At 42.9% G+C, this 20,125-nt stretch carries 18 protein-coding genes; all 18 read right to left on the bottom strand.

Annotation, left to right across the window (positions count from 1 at the left end; translation table 11 throughout):
* Positions 1-32: 32 nt before the first annotated feature.
* Positions 33-1,604 (bottom strand): hypothetical protein, encoded by a 1,572-nt coding sequence (locus tag GWR21_RS21085; RefSeq protein ID WP_162333659.1) that lies wholly within the window; start codon positions 1,602-1,604, stop codon positions 33-35.
* Between the two features lie 120 nt (positions 1,605-1,724).
* Positions 1,725-2,657 carry a GDP-L-fucose synthase gene (gene fcl, locus GWR21_RS21080; protein WP_162333658.1) on the bottom strand — a complete coding sequence of 311 codons (933 nt, stop codon included), beginning with the start codon at positions 2,655-2,657 and terminating at the stop codon, positions 1,725-1,727.
* Positions 2,658-2,663: 6 nt separating this feature from the next.
* Entirely contained in the window at positions 2,664-3,776 is a 1,113-nt protein-coding gene (gene gmd / locus GWR21_RS21075) for a GDP-mannose 4,6-dehydratase (protein WP_162333657.1), read from the bottom strand.
* A gap of 32 nt (positions 3,777-3,808) precedes the next feature.
* Positions 3,809-5,131: a glycosyl hydrolase family 28-related protein gene (locus GWR21_RS21070; protein ID WP_162333656.1), complete on the bottom strand. Its 1,323-nt coding sequence runs from the start codon at positions 5,129-5,131 to the stop codon at positions 3,809-3,811.
* Between the two features lie 162 nt (positions 5,132-5,293).
* Positions 5,294-6,427 carry a glycosyltransferase family 4 protein gene (locus GWR21_RS21065; protein ID WP_162333655.1) on the bottom strand — a complete coding sequence of 378 codons (1,134 nt, stop codon included), beginning with the start codon at positions 6,425-6,427 and terminating at the stop codon, positions 5,294-5,296.
* A 13-nt stretch (positions 6,428-6,440) separates the two neighbouring features.
* Positions 6,441-7,331: a glycosyltransferase family 4 protein gene (locus GWR21_RS21060; protein WP_162333654.1), complete on the bottom strand. Its 891-nt coding sequence runs from the start codon at positions 7,329-7,331 to the stop codon at positions 6,441-6,443.
* A gap of 142 nt (positions 7,332-7,473) precedes the next feature.
* Positions 7,474-8,547: an EpsG family protein gene (locus tag GWR21_RS21055; RefSeq protein WP_162333653.1), complete on the bottom strand. Its 1,074-nt coding sequence runs from the start codon at positions 8,545-8,547 to the stop codon at positions 7,474-7,476.
* Entirely contained in the window at positions 8,548-9,597 is a 1,050-nt protein-coding gene (locus tag GWR21_RS21050; RefSeq protein ID WP_162333652.1) for a glycosyltransferase family 4 protein, read from the bottom strand.
* A 41-nt stretch (positions 9,598-9,638) separates the two neighbouring features.
* Positions 9,639-10,790 (bottom strand): hypothetical protein, encoded by a 1,152-nt coding sequence (locus tag GWR21_RS21045; RefSeq protein ID WP_162333651.1) that lies wholly within the window; start codon positions 10,788-10,790, stop codon positions 9,639-9,641.
* Complete coding sequence (locus tag GWR21_RS21040; RefSeq protein ID WP_162333650.1) at positions 10,787-12,058, bottom strand: lipopolysaccharide biosynthesis protein; 1,272 nt, start codon at positions 12,056-12,058, stop codon at positions 10,787-10,789. The genes GWR21_RS21045 and GWR21_RS21040 overlap by 4 nt, the downstream gene beginning before the upstream one ends.
* A gap of 28 nt (positions 12,059-12,086) precedes the next feature.
* Positions 12,087-13,304 carry a sialidase family protein gene (locus GWR21_RS21035; RefSeq protein WP_162333649.1) on the bottom strand — a complete coding sequence of 406 codons (1,218 nt, stop codon included), beginning with the start codon at positions 13,302-13,304 and terminating at the stop codon, positions 12,087-12,089.
* A gap of 2 nt (positions 13,305-13,306) precedes the next feature.
* Positions 13,307-13,996 (bottom strand): acylneuraminate cytidylyltransferase family protein, encoded by a 690-nt coding sequence (locus GWR21_RS21030; protein WP_162333648.1) that lies wholly within the window; start codon positions 13,994-13,996, stop codon positions 13,307-13,309.
* A gap of 10 nt (positions 13,997-14,006) precedes the next feature.
* The gene (locus GWR21_RS21025) at positions 14,007-15,059 is read right to left on the bottom strand and encodes a nucleotidyltransferase family protein (protein ID WP_162333647.1); all 1,053 of its coding nucleotides are present in this window, start codon (positions 15,057-15,059) and stop codon (positions 14,007-14,009) included.
* Entirely contained in the window at positions 15,060-16,217 is a 1,158-nt protein-coding gene (gene neuC, locus GWR21_RS21020; protein ID WP_162333646.1) for a UDP-N-acetylglucosamine 2-epimerase, read from the bottom strand.
* On the bottom strand, positions 16,214-17,218 hold the full coding sequence (gene neuB / locus GWR21_RS21015) for an N-acetylneuraminate synthase (RefSeq protein ID WP_162333645.1): 1,005 nt from the start codon (positions 17,216-17,218) through the stop codon (positions 16,214-16,216). Before neuB ends, neuC begins: the two co-directional genes overlap by 4 nt.
* Positions 17,219-17,243: 25 nt before the next feature.
* A complete protein-coding gene (locus tag GWR21_RS21010; RefSeq protein ID WP_202928973.1) occupies positions 17,244-17,888 on the bottom strand; it encodes an acetyltransferase in 645 nt (214 codons plus the stop codon).
* A gap of 33 nt (positions 17,889-17,921) precedes the next feature.
* A complete protein-coding gene (locus GWR21_RS21005) occupies positions 17,922-19,076 on the bottom strand; it encodes a LegC family aminotransferase (protein ID WP_162333644.1) in 1,155 nt (384 codons plus the stop codon).
* 6 nt (positions 19,077-19,082) lie between these two features.
* The gene (locus GWR21_RS21000; protein WP_162333643.1) at positions 19,083-20,081 is read right to left on the bottom strand and encodes an NAD-dependent 4,6-dehydratase LegB; all 999 of its coding nucleotides are present in this window, start codon (positions 20,079-20,081) and stop codon (positions 19,083-19,085) included.
* Positions 20,082-20,125 lie beyond the last annotated feature (44 nt).

Here is a 20,125-nt window from a genome sequence, read left to right as displayed (position 1 = left end):
ACGCGGGAGGCTTCATATATGTATAAGTTATGTTACAAGTCGTAATACAGCTGCCGGAAGGAACTTCTTAAGCCAAACTGGAAGATCAGCTCTTTCTTATCCCAGTTGTTGTTACTTTCCTTTCTGGCAGTTACAGAAGCTTCCAGACGCAGGTTATATTTCGGATTCAGCAGATACGCGGCAGTTCCCTGCACATACAGGAAATTGGTTTTAAGCCCCTGACCGATATGGTTGCCGTAATCTACAGTACGGGTAAAGTAGGATTTATTGATATCCTTACCGTAGTTCACGCCTGCAGTGTCCAGACCATATTTAGCAATAGTCACCTGACCGCGCAGGAAGAGTCTCTTATATCTGTAATCTGCAATATTCACCCACTCTACAAAATTGGCACCCATCGGGTGAGCCAGTGACTGATTGTAGTGACCATAGTTATTCAGTGTACTACGTTGTGAATAAGTATATGGACGGGCGGCGTTCACCTCTGTCAGGAAATTCAGGTTAGGTACTTTGAACAGGTTATTGGAACGGAAACCAAACTGACCGCCAAATTTATTACCCCACCAGCCTTTACCGCCAGTGACCTGGTCGAGCTTGAACTCATCCAGGATGAACTGACCGTATACAGTACTATTGTTGGAAATAGCATATTTCGCATTCAGACCCAGGATCGCGTTATCAGGAGAACCCACGGAGAATTCCACAGGACGCAGGAAAACGATCGGATTGATGTAGCTGGCATCAAAGCCACGTTTGCCGGTAGAGTCAGAATCCTGCCAGATAACGGCTTCGAATAAACCAACAGAGAGTTTCCTGGTAATATTCCAGTCAAGGTAGTTGAACACCCCCCACTTCTTACGGTAACCGTTATCGTAGGAAGCTTTAGGATATTGCATATCAATGAACTGTGCCCACATGGTGGTGTACTGTACCTTACCTACGTTGGCAATAATTTTCAGGAACGGATAATTGAACGCGGCATCAGATAATAACATAGAGCGATAACCATCACCGATGAAGTTCCTGTCGTACCCCAGCTGGAAATCGAAGTGCTTACCTGCCTTATAATCGATGAGTGCAGATGCATAAGCGTAGTCAAACTTGGAACCATTAAATGCCTTCCATTCGCCCTGACCTGGTACAATCCGGTTTTCACGGCCATAAGCATCCAGATAAGCCGGCATTTTAGCCTGGTTCTCATAGAATTCAGACCTGAAAGTGAGGTTCTTACCAATTGTACCTCCTATCACGAAACCACGGGTATTTACCCAGACAGTACCGTTGTCACCGCTGTGACCAACGATCAGGTCCGGAAGAATACTTCCATAAAAGTTGTAATCATCACCTTTCACTTCTACCAGATGTTCCCTGAACAGCTTACGGTACAGCCAGCTTTGTTTACGGGTTGTATCTCCCTGAGGAAGATCAAAAGCGGGTTCAATTGAATAATCTCTTTGTGAAGAGTGGTAACCATTGCTGTCAGAAGTGGACTTATAGAATCCCAGAGAATACTGACGGCCGATGCTTTGTGCAAGTACGGTAGAGCTCATAGAAATTCCTAAGCAAACCAGCACAAACACAGGGGTAATACATTTCTTGAACATAAAGAAGAATTTGCTTGCCAGGTGCAAATATAAGGGTTTAGGCCAGCTTCAATAGTACTTTATTCTGTAATAATGAAGAAGTCCGGCATATTTCACCACAGAAATTGACATATTCCGATCTTACAGGAAAGCGTTATCCTTTATGCTATTGTAGACACTTGTGATCCCTTCTTCCAGGCTTATTTTTGCCTTCCACCCAAAGCTATGTAGTTTACTAACGTCCATCAGTTTACGGGGCGTACCATCCGGCTTGGTCGTATCAAATACAAGGTTGCCCTTATAGCCTGTTATTTTCTTCACCAGTAATGCGAGGTCTTTAATACTGATATCCTCACCTACACCTATATTCACGAGTCCTTCTTCGTTATAATGCTGCATCAGGTAAAAGCAGGCATCAGCCATATCATCAGCATGCAGGAATTCTCTCAGCGGAGTGCCGGTTCCCCAAACCACTACTTCGTCAGTATTGCTTTGTTTTGCTTCATGAAATTTACGCAGTAGTGCGGGCAGCACATGAGAGTTCTTCAGATCGTAATTATCGTTGGGACCATATAGATTAGTCGGCATCACAGATACGAAGTTGCATCCGTACTGCGCACGATACGCATCACACATCTTTATTCCGGCGATCTTGGCGATGGCATATGGTTCATTTGTTGGTTCCAGTAATCCGGTCAGCAAATAATCTTCTTTCAGCGGCTGTGGCGCCAGCTTAGGATAGATACAGGACGACCCGAGGAACATGAGCTTCTTTACATTATTCAGGTAAGCATGATGGATGACATTACTTTGTATCATCATGTTCTCATAAATAAAGTCTGCTCTGTACGTATTGTTGGCAATAATACCACCCACCTTTGCAGCGGCGAGAAATACATAATCCGGACGTTCCTGCGCAAAGAAAGCAGCTGTTGCTTCCTGATTACGCAGGTCGAGCTCAGGTGAGGAGCGGGTAATAATATTAGTAAATCCGCCTGCCTGCAGCCTGCGTACAATGGCAGAACCTACCATTCCACGATGACCGGCAACATAAATTTTCGCCTGTTGTTCCATAGCCTGTTATTCGTATTGATTGAGTATTTTAAACCCGGCGTCTTTGAGTAATTTTTCCCTGCGGAATATTTCCAGATCGGCCTGCACCATATCTTTTACCAGTCCGGCCAGGTCATACTTTGGCTGCCATCCCAGTTGGGTTTGAGCTTTTGTCGGATCACCTATCAGCAGGTCTACTTCTGTTGGTCTGAAATACCGCGCATCGATGGCGACCACTTCCTGACCAGGTTGCAATGTTGTAATAGCTGCAGCTACACTTTTAACGATACCTTTCTCGTCGATACCTGTTCCTTTAAACTCCACTTCAACCCCGGCTTCTGCAAACGCCATGCGTATAAATTCTCTGACAGGGGTAGTAATGCCCGTAGCAATCACATAATCCTCAGGCTTATCCTGCTGCAATATCCGCCACATGGCGTCCACATAGTCTTTCGCATGGCCCCAGTCGCGTTGTGCATTCAGATTACCCATATAGAGCTTGTCCTGCATTCCGAATACGATCTGCGCAACACCTCTGGTGATCTTACGGGTCACGAACGTCTCTCCTCTGAGCGGACTTTCATGATTGAATAATATACCATTACAGGCATACATGTTATATGCTTCCCTATAGTTGACAGTGATCCAGTAGGCATACATTTTAGCAACAGCGTAAGGAGAGCGTGGATAGAACGGTGTTCTTTCTGACTGGGGAACTTCCTGCACCAATCCATAAAGCTCCGAGGTGGACGCCTGATATATCTTTGTCTTTTCTGTAAGTCCCAGTAAACGTATCGCTTCGAGTATTCGCAGCGTACCGATACCATCTGCATTAGCAGTATATTCAGGTGTTTCAAAGCTTACCTGAACATGGCTCATGGCGCCGAGATTATAAATTTCATCAGGTTGTACCTGCTGAATGATACGAATAAGATTAGTAGAATCAGTTAAATCGCCGTAGTGCAATTTGAACCGTACATCAGCCTCCTGCGGATTCTGGTACAGATGGTCAATACGGTCGGTGTTAAACAAAGAACTCCTTCGTTTGATACCATGCACATGATACCCCTTGCTTAACAATAGTTCACTGAGGTATGCGCCATCCTGTCCGGTTATTCCGGTTACTAATGCGATTTTCATATATGAGGTGAATGATTCAAACGAATATACAATTATAGTGTGGTGTTGGCCGTACTGTTAGAGAGCTTATTATTTGACTTGATGAAGTCAGTTTTTATACTCTCATTGAAGAAGACATTCACATTCTTGTACGTATCATTGGAAACCTTCAGTGGTTTCTTTTGATAATAGACACTCACTTTATTCTTTGTTTGATTATTGAAAATGTTATTGGTATCCTGCAGGTCATTTTCATAGACATTCAGAAAAGATTTGCCTACGATACCTGAAGATGCAACCATATTGAAAGTATTGCCTGATATGACAGAGTTTTTACGTGTATCTTTTTCTGCATAGAAGGTTATCATCGCCCTACCATCCGGACCACGCACAGTAGTCAGCTTCAGATTGGTCGGTATACCTTCATTACTCAGGTAATTATTTAAGATCGAGATCGGCTTCTGTTCACCGGTAGTGAGATTACCCCATACACATATTGCAAAGTCCGATCCGATTAACCTATTATTCCTGATGATATGACCACCAAAATCTGCTTCAAGATGAATATCCCTGTCATAGCCACTGACTGTATTTTTCTCTATTACAGCACCTATGCAGTTATACTCTATCACGATACCTGAACGTCCGAGCTGTTTGGTTACTGCCAGATTATTGATGACCTGATTTCCCTGGACCAGTACATTGATCGCATTACTGACATAAATACCATCTCCGTAGTCATCACCAGGGCCCCCGGCCTTTTTGGGAGGATTGGATCCCCAGCAGTTCAATATCTTATTGTTTAGTATTTTAACGCTTGTAAACCGATTATCCAATGAATTACCCTGATAATTCCAGTTCTTCACATCAATCCCCTGACCATATATATCCCTTATTATCATATTAGTCACAGAGACCGTTCTGAGATTGAAGAACGCTATACCGCCGGCATATTTATCACGACCGAAGTAAGGATGATCTGCAGAATAAGGCACATTGTTTCCTTTCAGTTCGAGCCGGGTCATTGCTACATTACCAGCGGGCTTATTACGATCGGACTCAAATACAAATAAACTTTGTAGCTGATCTGTAAATATGAGTGGATAATTACCTTTTTTGTCGGCCTGTCCTTTTATTGATAAAAGATTGTCATTCTTCAGATAAAAATAGATGGCGCCGTTTACTTTATATTTTCCGGGAGTAATAACAGCAACGCCGTTATTGGCATAAGCATCTTTTATACAGTTTTGAATGGCTACTTTATCGTCGGTGACACCATCTCCTTTTGCGCCATAAGCAGACAGATAAAATTCTTTCTTCTGCGCTATTCCCCGCTGGCAGAGAATAATCAGGAAAATTGCAAAAAGCTTCTTCATGTTTAACTGATTTAAGTGCTATAATCTCCGTTCCTATCAATAATTATGCTTCATTTTTTTTCCCTATCTGCAACCAGGCTATCGTTTTAGGTGACAAGGCCACAAAAAACAAATAAGTGACTGATAAACAAACGACTAGGCACTAAAGCTCAACGCTAACCGTTAAAGAAATTTATTGTAAAGCGCTAAATTTTCTTCAATTATCTTATATGTTTCGAAATGGCGCAAAACATATTGCCGGCTGTTCTCCCCCATTTTTACCCTTAGATCGCGGTCTACTATCAGCTGGCGTGTTCTTTCGGTCAGTAATTTCACATCACCAAATGGCACTACGTATCCCGAAACACCGTCTTCAACAGCTTCGCTGCAACCCGCTACATCATAGGTGATAATTGGACGCCCAACTGATCCTGCTTCCAGCAAGCCCTTGGGCATTCCTTCTCTCCATGATGGCAGCATTACGATATCTGCATTCGTGTACATAGCCAGCATATCTTTCTGAAAGCCGGCCCAGTTAACCCAACCCTGATTATGCCAGTGTTCTATTTCTTCTTTCTTTGCTGAAAAAGGATGTCCCTCTTCTATTCCGCCGCACAACATAAATTCTACTTCCTGGGAGATAGTTTTATCATTTTTTATAGCCTTTGCCACTTCTACAAAGTCATATATACCTTTGGAAGATAACATCTTACCCGGCAGAATGATCTTTAAAGGCTGCTGATCGGGCATTGGCGCATACCTGTATTCCTCCGTATTTACGCCGCACCCCCTGATCACAAAGCCATTTGTATCATCAATAGTGTTATGTTTTTTAAACAGATTGAAATCTGTCATATTCTGGAAAATGGCAACTACCCTTTTCCGGCTGTATAACCATTTTGAGAACATGAACAGCACGCTCCTGAAGAACTTTGTTTTGGGTGTATCTATAGTAAACAGATATCCTAATCCTGTATAGGTGTTAAAGACTGCCGCTCCTGTTTTCATTGCGGCGAGTGTGCCGAGCATGATCACTTTAAGTCCAAGGTGATGAATAACTACCGGAGATTCCTTCTGATAGATACGTCTTATATCTCTGATACTTTTGAGTGACAGGAAAGGATTCAGGCTATATCTTGCCATCGGCAATTCATGATAAACAAAACCCATTTTTGTTATATCGCCTGATCTACCGGTATCAGCAGCCAGCACATGTACTTCATAACCTTTCTCCCGCATCACCTGCGCCTGTTCTTTCCTGTTTGCCAGAAAAAAGGTGTCTAAATTAGATACAATGAACGCTTTTCCTTTACTCATTTGGAATTTTATATTATTTAGCTTTTTGGTATAACTGATGATACAATTCGATTTTGTCCTCCCATCTGAACCTGTTGAGGATCGCTGATCTATGCGCCAGCAGTTCCTCACGGGCAGGTATTACGCAAGGATGATCAACATCATAGGAGAATATCCTGTCAACGAATATTTCCGGAAACGCACCTTTCCATGGAACCAGTGGCATTGCTCCACACGCCAGCGCTTCCAGTGCGACGAGGCCAAAGGCTTCTATTTTGCATGCGGATATGAAATAATCCGACGCTCTATAGTAAGCCGGGATGTCTTCGAAATTAACCCGGCCGATAAGTGTAACCACATCGTCCAGCCCCAGACTGCTGATCTTTTGTTTTACAGCCTCTACAAGATCTCCGTCGCCAACAAAGATCAATCTGGCGGCACTGTTCTTTTTATAGATCTCAGAGAAGAAACGAATCACGTCCAGCGGCTCTTTAACGGCAATCATCCTACCCACGCTGATGTATATCTCATTATCGTTCATTCCCAGAGAGGCCCTGATATCTGTAGTTACCTGCCTGGAAATATTAAATTTCTCTTCATCATAGCCATTATGAATAACTGTTGGTCTGACTTTAAACCGACGGTATATTTCATCACTTGCAAATGCTGACACGGCTGTTACTTCCATGGCACGACCGGCGACTATTTTCAATAACCCGACTTCGAGCATGTAGTAAACCCAGTTTAAAATACCTCCCTTATCCTCATTAGTGACTGCAGAGTGGATCGTATAAATATACCGGCAGCCAAAGAAGCTTGCTATATAGGCGGCAATACCAAATTTGGCGGAATTAACATGAACCACATCATAATTTCTGATGAAATCGAAGATGCAGGTAAAACGATAAAGAACAGCCTTAGCCATAAAAAATGGTCCGCCTGTTTTTCGCATAGGCTTTTTCAATAAGCTGAAGTCAACATGCTCTTGATGTGAAGAGAAATATTTAACGAAAGCATTATTGATGCTATCAAGATGTGGTTCAAAGCAGACGCGGACTTTCATAACATCAATCTAGTAAATAAGTTTTATACGGATTGTAATAATCATAAAGGGTTTTCTCCGAAAATAGCCGGTTTACAGATACAACGGAATTAAGTACCAGCAGCGCGATAATAATAAGACGCTCTTTCCTGTCGCGGACGAGTACCAGTATGCATGGCAGGACAACCGCTTCAAGTATCCTGAAGTAAGCGGATGTTCTTTGTGCGAATTCAGAGAGTGAGTTAAAAACGAGGTACAACATTAGCCCATAAAAATACAGCATGACAAATGCCTCAAAGAACGGGAAGCGTTCCTTAAGCGCAGTTCGGTACCTGAGCATAAGCAACATAATGATCAGCCTTAATATAGTGGATGAGTTCAACCCTAACTTCTTGGCAAGTATGTCCGAAACAAGCAGGTTAGCTACTTTCTCCTGCGCACCGGAAATCGGTAATAGGCCAATTACCTTTGAAATGACCACTGCGACATCAACATATATAAAACAAAAACCCAGAAATGTAAATATCAGGATAACATTCGTTTTCCAGGGGTGGTTACATAAGTAATACACAGGTAAAAGCACGATCGCAGAATAGTGTATACTGAACGCAAAGAGAAAAAGTGCTATGAACTGCCACATGTTCTTCTTCATAGAAACGGTAAAAGCCAGCGTAGCCACAGCGATGGCAAGTCCCTGACGCATCTGCCCCATCTCTTTTACAATGAAGTAAGTGGAATAATAAATGAGCAGTGAGAGAAAAACATAGGGAGAATACTGCTTGAAAAAGACACCGTATAGTGAAACAGAACAGCATGCAATGAACAACAGGAATGTATTAAATCCCGCGCCACTGAAAAGATAACACAGAGACGACCATCCGATTTCAATATCAACCTCTGATAACTGACCAGAAGAAGAATAGTTAAATATATCAGTGTAGGTCTGATAGTCAAATCCGACCATTCTCGTACCTGCAAATAGAATGAAAAATGCCAGCGTGAACAGGTAGGCAGCCTGCAGCAGCTTGCGTACATTTACGTGCAGGCTTTCAAAAAATGCAAAAACAGATAAGAGTATACTTATAATTTGATATAGCATTTACACCAGAATTTCACACCATTGAGGTACAATGTTAGCTTTCGAAAATTTGTTTGAATTAACAAGGGAGTTCTTCCCCATCTCTTGTCTTAATGAGGCGTCTTTCATCAACGCCTGCAGTTTGTCTTTAAAGACCTCTTCATCAAACGCAGGGATCAGATAACCGTTGTATCCATCTGTTATTACTTCCTTCGGCCCTGTCTCACAGTTGAAGGCGATCAGTGGCAACCCTGCGGACTGTGCCTCTATCAATACCAGCGGCAGCCCTTCATACCTCGAACTCATTGCATATATGGATGCTGAACTATAAAAAGCCGCAACATCACGGGTTGCCTCAAAAAATTCAAGACTATTACCTACACCTGCAGCAGCGGCCTGCGTTTTCAATTCGGATTCATCTTCACCATTTCCCACAATGGCCAGTTGCCAGTCCGGATAACGCATGTGTATTCCTGCCCATATATTGACCATCATGTCAAATCCTTTCTGATGTGTTAGACGACCAACACACAATATCCTTCTGCTGGTATAATTACTAACGGGGTCCATATTAATGGTCACCGGGTTATATATGCATCTGACCTTTTTTGTCCTTTTCCGGTACTGCTCACAGTCGTGGTTAGTTAAAGTAATGATATGATCGGCAAACCATACCCCCAGCTTTCTTCCAAGTCCTACAACCGGCCCGCGTACGGTCAGATTGAAATGCTCCCAACCAATCACCTTAATTGTCTTAACAAACATCTTAAGGGGTATTGTAAGCACACAAAGGTCCATTCCTACTCCAATGATATAGTCCAGATGACCGGCAGCCTTAATGAGCCTTTTGCCGAGAGACCAGTAGTCTGTTAATTTAACAGAAGATTTTTCGCTCAGATAGCTAACCCGCACCCGATCATTAAGGATGTAAAAGCTTTCTGTGCTTTTACTCATACAAATCACTTCAACCTCGTAGTCCAGTTCGGACAATGCATTAGCCAACACAGTAGCAACCCGTTCTGTACCTCCTGATTTCGCCAACGTGTTAATTAAAAAACCGATCTTCTTCATACAATTAATTTCAAAATATTTACTCCAGCACCTGCCAACTGCTACAGCAGCCGAAGAGTTTCTTTAATTACGTTGTAGTTGGGCTTATCAGAATTTCCTCTTATAAAGGTTCTTTCAAATTTCTCATAAACTGCAGGATTAACTGCATCAAAATCCAGCGTCGCAGGTTCATCTACATTGATCAACGTACAGCCTAATTCCGTTACATAACGCTCCATCTGGTAATGAATAACCTGCATAGCAAAATTCTTTGCACCTGCATGAATAAACTCATTCATTGTCAGCAGCACGATCTGCTTTCTGAATAATACCGCATAGAACATAGAAACACTGTGATGGGTAAACACCACACTACTGCCAGCCACAAGCGACGTTGTTTTTCCTTTGATCACCTGTCTGCTGCCAAATTCTTTCTTATAGGCAGACTTAGGATGCGCAGCTATCACTACAGGAATCCCCAGGTTTGTTTCCACCCTGTCAAAGAAGGTATTCAGTTTACTGTAGTACACATCGGCACTAAGTGCTTTTGAACCCAAACGTTCAAAGTCAGGATGATAAGGTAACATTACATCCAGAAATACCGCGTATTTATTCTCAACAATCGTGCTGTCCTGTGGAGTATGCTCCAGGAACATATCGAAATCGTGGTGATTGAGAGATACTACGGTCCTGTTTGCGTCACTGATCTGTTTATTGCCGGCGATGAACAAAAGGGGTGACGGTTGAAGCCCGGTGAGTTTACTGTATACACCAAAAATTTTTCTGCTCAGTATCCGCTGCCCTGCCTGGAATAACTTAACAAAGTTAAATGCTTTCAGATCATCGATGATCTTCCTTCTGACTGAGATAGCAGGCATGTTACCGTACCAGTCAATAGAGAAGAGTCTGGCGCGGTAAGGTTTTAATATTTTAAAAATAGAAACTGTATCCCAGTTAAACCACAATTCCACAGAAATCCAGGCATCCGACGCCCGCTGTTCAAGTAATTGCAGCAGCACCTTTTCAGACCTTATCTCTTCAAAATAAGGAACGCTGATCTCATTATTCAGCGGCGACTTATTGGCGTACTTCAGTATATGCCTGACACACCAATACTCTATGTGAACACCGTCTTCCCTAAACCTGTCCAGGAAGAAGTTCTTTTTAATTGTATCCGTCAGTGGATCATGACTAATGAAAATAATCTTCTTCATGCTTTAAATATCTTGAACTTCAGCCAGGGCATCGGGAAAACACGCATACTCAATACCCAAACTATCACAAAATTCAGGATGCTAACCGCCAGTCCTGAATATGCCGCCCCCATAGGTCCCACAAATTTCACAAGTATATATGATAATACCAACTGCAAAACCGACAGGGATGATGTGACAATCGCCAGTTTAGCTGTTTTTTTGGTATAGAATATATATACACCCACTATGAGGTACATTCCCTGGAATGCCTGCGTGAACATGGCCCAGACTATATATTTCGAAGAATCAAGGTATTTGTCTGATAGCAAATGGCTGATAACAAAATAAGAGACAAAAGAGAAGATAAAGGCGAGCGCTATGATCATCATCATGTAGATATATGTCATTTTGACAAGCTTAAGCTTCTGCTCCTCCTCATTCAGTGCCAGTCGTTTGTAAACAAATGGCACATAGGCATTATGGAAAGCCATTACCAGGAATGATAACAACAGGCCAAACTGGAAACCAGTTGAATAAAGCCCCGCCTCTGCAACTCCGTAGAATTTTGTGATATAGATGCGGTCAATGCCTGTCCGTATCCAGATACCCAGGGTATGTGGTATCATGGGCAGGCCAAACCCAAGTGCATCCCGGAGGTATGCCCTGTTCAGCCGCAGTTTCAGGTAGCCACGCTTATATAGTATTGCGATACTTACCAGGGCAAATACAACAGAAGTGATAGCCATTGCGCCCATGCGACCATCCGCCCCCATTTTGAGTAATGCCAGAAATATCACAGTCAGGCCCACGTTCATCAGGCTCTGCACGATCTGATATCCCCCAAACCATAGTGGCTTTTCCTCCAGTCTCCACAAGTCAAGATTTACGGCAGTGATACCCTGGCTTACTGCGACACTGACTCCTATTACCAGGAAAAAGGGCAAAATAGACGTGAGAGAAGATACATATGGAGCACCGGCTGCCATTAGCAATGTGACCAGTACGGCGGCGCAAATCATGACAACAAATATGTTACTCACATATTCTGCAACTTCCTGTTTCGAGAACTTATAGAAATTAGTCGCCATGGCTCCATTGAGATTGAGCCCGGTGAAGATCAGTATAACAGATATATACACATTATAGTTAGCGACCGTACCATAATCGGCTGGCGACAGATAATGTGTTAAAAAAGGAAGTAATAAGAAGGGAATTGCCTTATTAATTGCATCAGTAATCGTATAAATAATACTTTTCTGAAATAGTGGATGTTTTAAAATATTCATACCCCGCTAACTTACCTCCTCTATAATGCTATTTAATTAATGTTTTCAATGATAATCTGTCCAGGTATATCGATGGCCTGAATGTGATGTCACGCACGCCATACGTCACCATTATCGTGTCATTTCTATCCTTATATATTGTCGGATACAGGAAATTCAGGTCCTTGTTATTACGTAGGTTGACAGGATTTTGCCATTGCTGTCCAGCATTTGTACTATAAGCAAATGTTAATGGGTTCCTGTTATTCATACCTGGTGTATAAGGAGTATTGATCCATATCATCATCAGAGAATCAGACTTGTTCAGGCTGGTTACAACCTGTGGTGCTTCCGGAGTATTGATATTGGATTTGAAAAGTCCTTTCCAGGTCATTCCATTATCATCACTTGTCGAGAAATAAATGAATCCCTGCTTCGTACGGATATTCATTTTAAGTTTCCCGTTCTTGTTAATAGCTGTTACACCTGGCTCCATCAGCGCAAAGTCAGCTTTCAGGTAGCTTGATTTACGCCATGTCTTACCCTGGTCATCTGAATAATAGCAGAAAATCACCTGCTTGTCGTAATCTTTTGTAATACTTACTGCATATGCTGCGGGAACGATAAGACGTCCGTTATTGTAAATAGCCCTATCATTATTCACAATGTGGTACCCCCAGGTCAGTTTGTTGATCAGCCTTGGCGAGCCCCATGTTACACCATTATCTTCAGACTCTTTAATCAGGATGTCTATCTTTGAATCGCTGTCCTTTACGCAGAAAATGAGTACAATTTTTTTATTGGTGATTCTCACCAGATTTGGGTTGCAGGTATTAATGAGTCCTATATTCTCCTGCAGTACAAATTCCGGCTCCCAGGTAGCGCCGTTATCATGACTGATCCTTGCTGCGATATCTGAGTGATTGAAGTCGCCAAATGAATTCGCCGGATACCTGGTACATGCTACCATGAGTGAACTATCGTTCAATCTGAGCACGCTGGCATAGGCATATCCACCAGTCTTCACATTATCAGGAACAAATATCTTCTGACTGGTGAGCGGCAAATTATGGACATCTCCTATCAGATGAATATCGGCATCAGTAATTGGTGTATTCTCAATTACCTCATAAAATTGTTGATTGTCTGCCTTCTTACATCCACTGATGAATAATAAAGCGGTCAGTGAATAAATTAATACGGCGTTTAGCAACTGCTTAGCATTGTACGAACAATAGTGCTTTGATGTTGTGGCAGTGAGCGGCATAGTTATAAGGATTGCTTTTTATTTATCAAAAACTCTGAAAAGTCCCAATCAAGAGGAGTATCGATGTCTACAGATGATTGTTCATCCATCACATACTTTTTAATTTTCCTGAACTGATTGATTGGGCTACGCCTAAGGGATGCGGCGTTGATCACGTAAATGGCACCATTGTATTCCCATACACGGGGACAATCCTGCCTCCTGATAAAATTCCCTTCTTTTGACTTTGCGAGAAAACCCTGTTCATTCTCTTCAAACAGGACAGTATAAGGGTTCGATTTTGTCTCCGTTACAGATACGACCATATCAAGTTCTTCATTGTATAAATCCAATGCCTCCCTGATATGTTCAGTGGTTCTGAATGGACTGGTTGGCTGCAGAATTACCAACACATCATAATGGATACCCTGATCTGCATAATGATCTAAGGCATGCAGACACACTTCGTATGTACCTGAATTATCGGCTGCAAGATATGGTGGCCGTAAAAAAGGAACTGGCACTCCACAATTTTCACTGACCAGTTTGATATCTTCTGCATCTGTAGAGATGCAGATATCTGAAATATCAGTTAATGGCTTCACTGCGTCTATTGCATATGCAATCAAAGGTTTTCCTCCAAGAGACTTGATGTTTTTTCCTGGTACTCCCTTAGAACCGCCTCTGGCAGGAATAAGAAACAACACTTTCATGTCAGTAACGTCATAAATTTAAGTGCTTAATATCTTCTTGTGCTTTCTTAAAATCATCCATTCGTCCTATGTCCAGCCAATATCCAAGTATCGGGAACGTAATCAACTTCTTTCCTTTCGCTATCAGATCTTCAATAAGATCTGTCACATTAAAAAATGTGTCATGCGGTACATAGGAAAGCATTTCAGTCTTGATCAGGTAAATACCTGCATTTGAATAGTAGGTGTAACGAGGCTTTTCTTTCAATGAAGTGATCCTGTTCTGATCATTCGTTTCCATCACCGCATAAGGTATATCAACGTTATAACTGATCGCAGCTACAGACATATCAGCCCCCTGTTCTATAAAGTCATTATAGAATTCATGGAAATCGATATTGGTGAGAATATCAGAGTTCATGATCAGTAAATGCTCCTGGTTATATTGAGATACTCTCTTCACAGATCCAATCGTCCCCATCGGAAAATTCTCTTCAATATAACTGATGGTCACCCCTTTATTCGTCCCGTCACCGAAGTAATCACGGATCTGATGTCCCAGGTAGTTCACGCTCAGGTATATATTTTCAACACCACAACCGATAAGCCGGTCTATGTTATGTTCAATAATTGGCTTGGGACCGACCTTCAGCAGTGGCTTGGGCGTATGCTCTGTTAATGGCATTAACCGCTGACCTTTACCACCCGCCATCAATATTGCCTCTACCGGAATCATCTTTTTGATGTGTTCCAGATCCAGCACACCCTTTATGTTCATCTCCTCATCTACCACAGGTATGAAGCGGATATTTTTATTCCTGAGCTCCTTTATTTCGCGTGCAGATGGATCAAACGTATGCAGATACTTGCATGGGAAGTGACCTGCCGCAACAAGCACATCGTCTACGTTCACATTCTTCAGTAGTCCCCTTCTGATGTCTCCATCAGTGATAGAGCCGAGCAAACAACCATTTTCATCTGTAATGAACAATACGCCGTTCACCAGACCAAGCTGGTCCAGTTGCTTCATTGCATCTTTAACAGTTGCGGTATTTCCAATAATATAGTGGTGCCAATTCTTCATTTACAGATCGTAAAACTTCTTTTTAATATTTTTTACTTCAATAAACCGGGATAGTGCCTCCATAATACCAACAGTTGCATAACCATCACCGTATGGATTCTTTACATGACGGCATTCTGCTGCAAATGCATCTGAGAGCACTTTCTTCAGCCCTTCCCTGATAGCATCAGCTTCAGTACCTGCATGCACTACACTTTCTGCCGCAATACGTCCACCTTGTCTGTCTCCTATATTCAATGTAGGAATACCGAATGATGGTACTTCCAGGATGCCACTTGATGAGTTACCGATCACAGCCTTCAAATACGGCATCACTGAGAGATAGCGTCTCTGTCCCAGGGACGGATAGGCATGTATCCTGTCAGGGTTTTGTTTCACCAGTTCCTGGATCTGGCTGATGATCACGCGTCCATCAGCATCTGCATTCGGATAGGTAATGATAATCTGCAGCGAAGAATGGGCCAGCAGCTCATTTATCAGTACGCTAAACTGTCCTTCTGCACTTTTATCTTCTAATGTAACCGGATGATAGGTCACCAGTACGGTAGGCTGATCCAGTTTCATACCAAGAGAAACTTCCAGTTCCTCCCGGCTCATTCTGTCCAGCTGCATAATACTGTCAATGCCTATCGCACCAACATTAAATACGCGCTCAGGTGCTTCCCCCAGTTGTATTACCCTGTTCCTGTATGCTTCTGTTGAAGTAAAATGCAGGTAAGACATTTTGGTAATAGAATGCCTCAGTCCTTCATCAATCGCTCCTTCTGTTGTCTCACCTCCGTGCAGATGTACAACCGGAATTCTCGCCATATATGCTGCTGTAGCAGCTGCAAAGGCTTCAAAACGATCTCCTAATATGACAACCCAGTCAGGCTCCAGTGAGGCGAATGCATCTGCAAATCCTAACATACCGAGTCCGGTAGACTTCGTAATGGCAGATACGGAATCACTGGAAAGTAACATATCAATCTTCCGGTCAATATGGAATCCATCTGCCTCTATCTGCCTGTATGTTAAACCGAATTCCGGTGAAAGGTGCATGCCTGTCACTAGTAGCTGCAGCTGCAGATCTGTATGCTCTGCAATGGCTGACATTAACGGGCGTAACAGACCGTATTCAGCGCGGGTACCAGTTATGACGCAGATTTTTTTTCTCATAGGGTGATCAGCTCATCGGTCTGGAAATCTTTGATTGCCTTCTTACCCAGTACATCAAACCACTTCATCGGGCTGATGCCACTACCTGGACGCTTTATCGTGAGATTATCTTCTGTAAAGACCTCTCCGGCTTTTATGTCTCTGGCCGCCACGACGCTTTTGCGGGCAATAGCCTTATTTTTTAATTCTGATGGGGAAGGTGTCTTAAATCCTGTACCCATTGCTTTCTCAATATTACGTACAGCGCTGACAAGAGCTTTCAGTTCCTGTGGCTCAAGTGACGCTGAGTGGTCAGGGCCTTCCATTGTCCTGTCAATGGTATAATGTTTTTCTATTACGCTGGCACCTAGTGCAGCGGCGGCAACCGCTGCCTCAATACCGGAAGTATGATCAGAATATCCCACCTTGATACCAAACTCTTTTTCAATACTCAGCATTGCCTTTAAATTGGCGTCTTCGAACGGTGTAGGGTATTCGGTGTTACAGTGTAATACAACGATATTCTCTCTTTTGGCGCCATACTCCTGCAATACCTTCAGCGCGTCCTCTATTTCAGACATTTCTGACATCCCGGTAGAGAGGATAAGATGCTCGAAGTTCTTTGCCATTTGTATGAGATATGGCAGGTTGGTCAATTCACCTGAAGGTATTTTTCCGTAGTTCATACCTAACGACTTCAGAAAGTCGATACTTGGGAAATCAAAAGGAGTAGACAGGAACATTATACCTTTAGCCTCAGCATAATCGCGCAGCTCTCCGAACTGTGCAAAACTCAACTCCAGCTTTTTGATCATACTAAGCTGGGTCTCTGCTGCATCTGTACTTGCTTTCTGATAGGCTGCTTTTTCTGCAAACTTCGATACCAGCTTCTCTGCTACAAAAGTCTGAAACTTAACAGCATCTGCCTTCGCGTCCGCAGCAATATCAATCAACTGTTTTGCCAGAGACATATCTCCGTTATGATTAACACCTGCTTCTGCTATAATGAATATTCTGTCCATACTTTGATCTTTTCTTTGTTCCAGATTACAGCCCGGCATCCTCCGGACCATTGATCCTGATAATTCTGCCAGGATTACCAACTACCGTCGCATAGTCAGGTATATCCCTGATGACAACAGTACCTGCTCCGACAGTCGCCCATTTACCAATTTTAATCCCCTGGATCACGGTGGCTCCAATGCCTATATGTGTCCCCTCTCCTACCTGCACGCTTCCGGCGAGGGCCGCGTTAGGCGAAATATGTACATAATCGTCGATACGGCAATCATGGTCAACAGCGCTATTGGTATTAATAATACAATGCTGGCCAATGCTGGCTTCACTATTGATGCTTACACCAGCCATTACCACACTACCTTTACCAATACTGCTTCGGGATGAGATGTTAGCAGCAGGATGAATCACCATTCCCCATTCAGCTGCCAGCGAATACGCTAACTGTTTCCTGATTTTATTATTACCAACTGCAATGATTAAAGCAGCCCCTGGCTGTTTATAAGCATCATCTAAGATCTCAGAAACGGTATAGCCGAGCAGTTGCTTTTTTCCAGCATATTCGTCATAGATACCAGTACAGGAAAGACCATTCAACTCAAGCAATTCAAGTATCACCTTTGCATGCCCTCCCGCCCCGTAGAGAAATATGTTTCCTGGAAGCTTTCCGTTCATTAATGTTCCTTTTTAGTGATCAGCTGATTGCAGTTATAACATTTTCCTTACACTACTCGGTATATTCACTACTCTTTCTTCCAGCCATTCTGCATTTGACAGATCGCCATGCTGACATCCTGCGTACATAGGCAGTTTGTTCATAAGGCGCCAGATAGGCCTTGTCATTACCTTGCTATTATTACTTTCTGTCAGAAATGCCTGTTGTTGATCACGATCAGCAAAAAGCACGGTATTCAGCCAGTAATTGGCAGTAGTACCAGGCATTTCTGTTACAAACTTCACAGCAGATCCTTTAAAGAAATCCGCATATAACGCCGCCAGCTCACGCTTGTTTGCCAGCATATCTTTCAGCTGTTCCAATTGCGCGCAGGCAAGGGCTGCATTCAAATTTGGCATTCTGTAGTTATAAGCGACATCATCATGTACAAATTCGTAAGGATGTGCCACCTTAGCGGTTGTTGACAAATGTTTGGCCTTCTTTGCCAATGCTTCATCATTAGTGACAATAGCACCACCGCCGCCACAGGTAACTGTTTTGTTACCGTTAAAGCTGAATATACCTACATTGCCAAAGACACCGGTATGTACACCATCTACGTAACTACCCAGTGATTCTGCGGCATCCTCAATGAGTGTAATATGGTACTTTGCGCAGATGGCGGCAATCTCTTTTATTCTTACAGGAAAACCGAAAGCATGCATAGGTATGCAGGCTGCTATTCTTCTTCCCGTTGTTTTATTCATACACTGCCCATTCCCGGTCACTACAGCATGTTCTTCCAGAAATGCCTGCAATGCAGCTGGAGACAATCCCATTGTATCTCTGTCCACATCCACAAAAACCGGTATACCACCCGCATGAGAGATGGCATTTGCCGTAGCAACAAATGTAAGCGGCTGTGTGATCACTTCATCCCCATACTTCACTCCCGTTATCACTAGCGCCAGATGCAGGGCCGTTGTACCATTCACAGTTGCAATAGCATACCGCGCGCCGGTTATTTCGGCCATCATTTCTTCGAAGCGGGTTACATATGCGCCCACAGAAGAAACAAAGGTTGAATCGATCGTATCGGTAACGTACTCTTTTTCCCTCCCTCCGAAAAAAGGAGCATGCAGCGGAATAAAACCGTCTGCATCCATAAAAGTAGTTCTGATAAAGTTTAGTATATGTGAAGTTTCCATTAAGTACTAAATGTTATAAATATCCGCCTTGTAACCTTTTAGATTCTCTGCTACCTTAAACCACTCTATAGTCTCCGTCAAACCATCCTGAAACGTATATTGCTGCTTCCAGTTTGTATACCTGGTTATTTTTTCCCTGCTGCCATATAATCTGAACACCTCGCTTTTTTCCGGGCGCAGTCTCGCAGGGTCCTGTACGATCTTCACGTCAGGATTGATAATATTCTTGAGTAACTCAGCAAGATCACCTACACTGATCTCTGATTCAGTAGCAATGTTACAATCCTGGCCCACCAGCTCATCAGATTTTGCAATCTCTACAAAACCATTGGCAGTATCTTTCACATATACCAGGTCTCTTGTTGGTGTAAGATCGCCAAGCTGGATCTCTTTCCTTCCGTTCAGCAGCTGTGTAATAATGGTAGGAATGATTGCCCTTGCAGACTGTCTGGGACCATAAGTATTAAACGGACGTACAATGGTCACAGGAACATGAAAGCTGCGATAGAATGATTCAGCAATGCAATCAGCACCTATCTTGGATGCAGAATAGGGAGACTGAGGCTGACGCGGGTGCTTTTCATCGATCGGGATATACTGGGCAGTTCCATATACTTCTGATGTGGAGGTAACAAGTACTCTTTCTATTCCGAGGTCTTTTGCAGCCTGTACAATGTTAAGGGTACCTTTAATGTTCGTATCGATGTAAGAATCAGGGGAATGGTAGCTAAATGGAATGGCTATCAATGCCGCCAGATGGAATACTACATCCACATCTTTCATTGCTGTTCTTACGCCGTTGGGATCCCTTACATCTCCTGCAAAAACTTCCAGTTTAGAAAGTGTCTCTTTCGAAAAGGTGTCCAGCCATCCCCAGCTATTGAATGAGTTATAATATACGAATGCCTTCACATGACAGCCTTCCTGTAAAAGTCTCTCTACAAGATGACTCCCGATGAATCCATCAGCACCGGTAACCAAAACTTTTTTATTCTTCAGTTCCATTGATATGTTAATTAACTACACTTACTTTTTATGACGCGATGACT

This window comes from Chitinophaga agri (assembly GCF_010093065.1).
Classification (GTDB): Bacteria; Bacteroidota; Bacteroidia; order Chitinophagales; family Chitinophagaceae; genus Chitinophaga; species Chitinophaga agri.
This window is presented reverse-complemented; position numbering and strand designations above follow the sequence as displayed.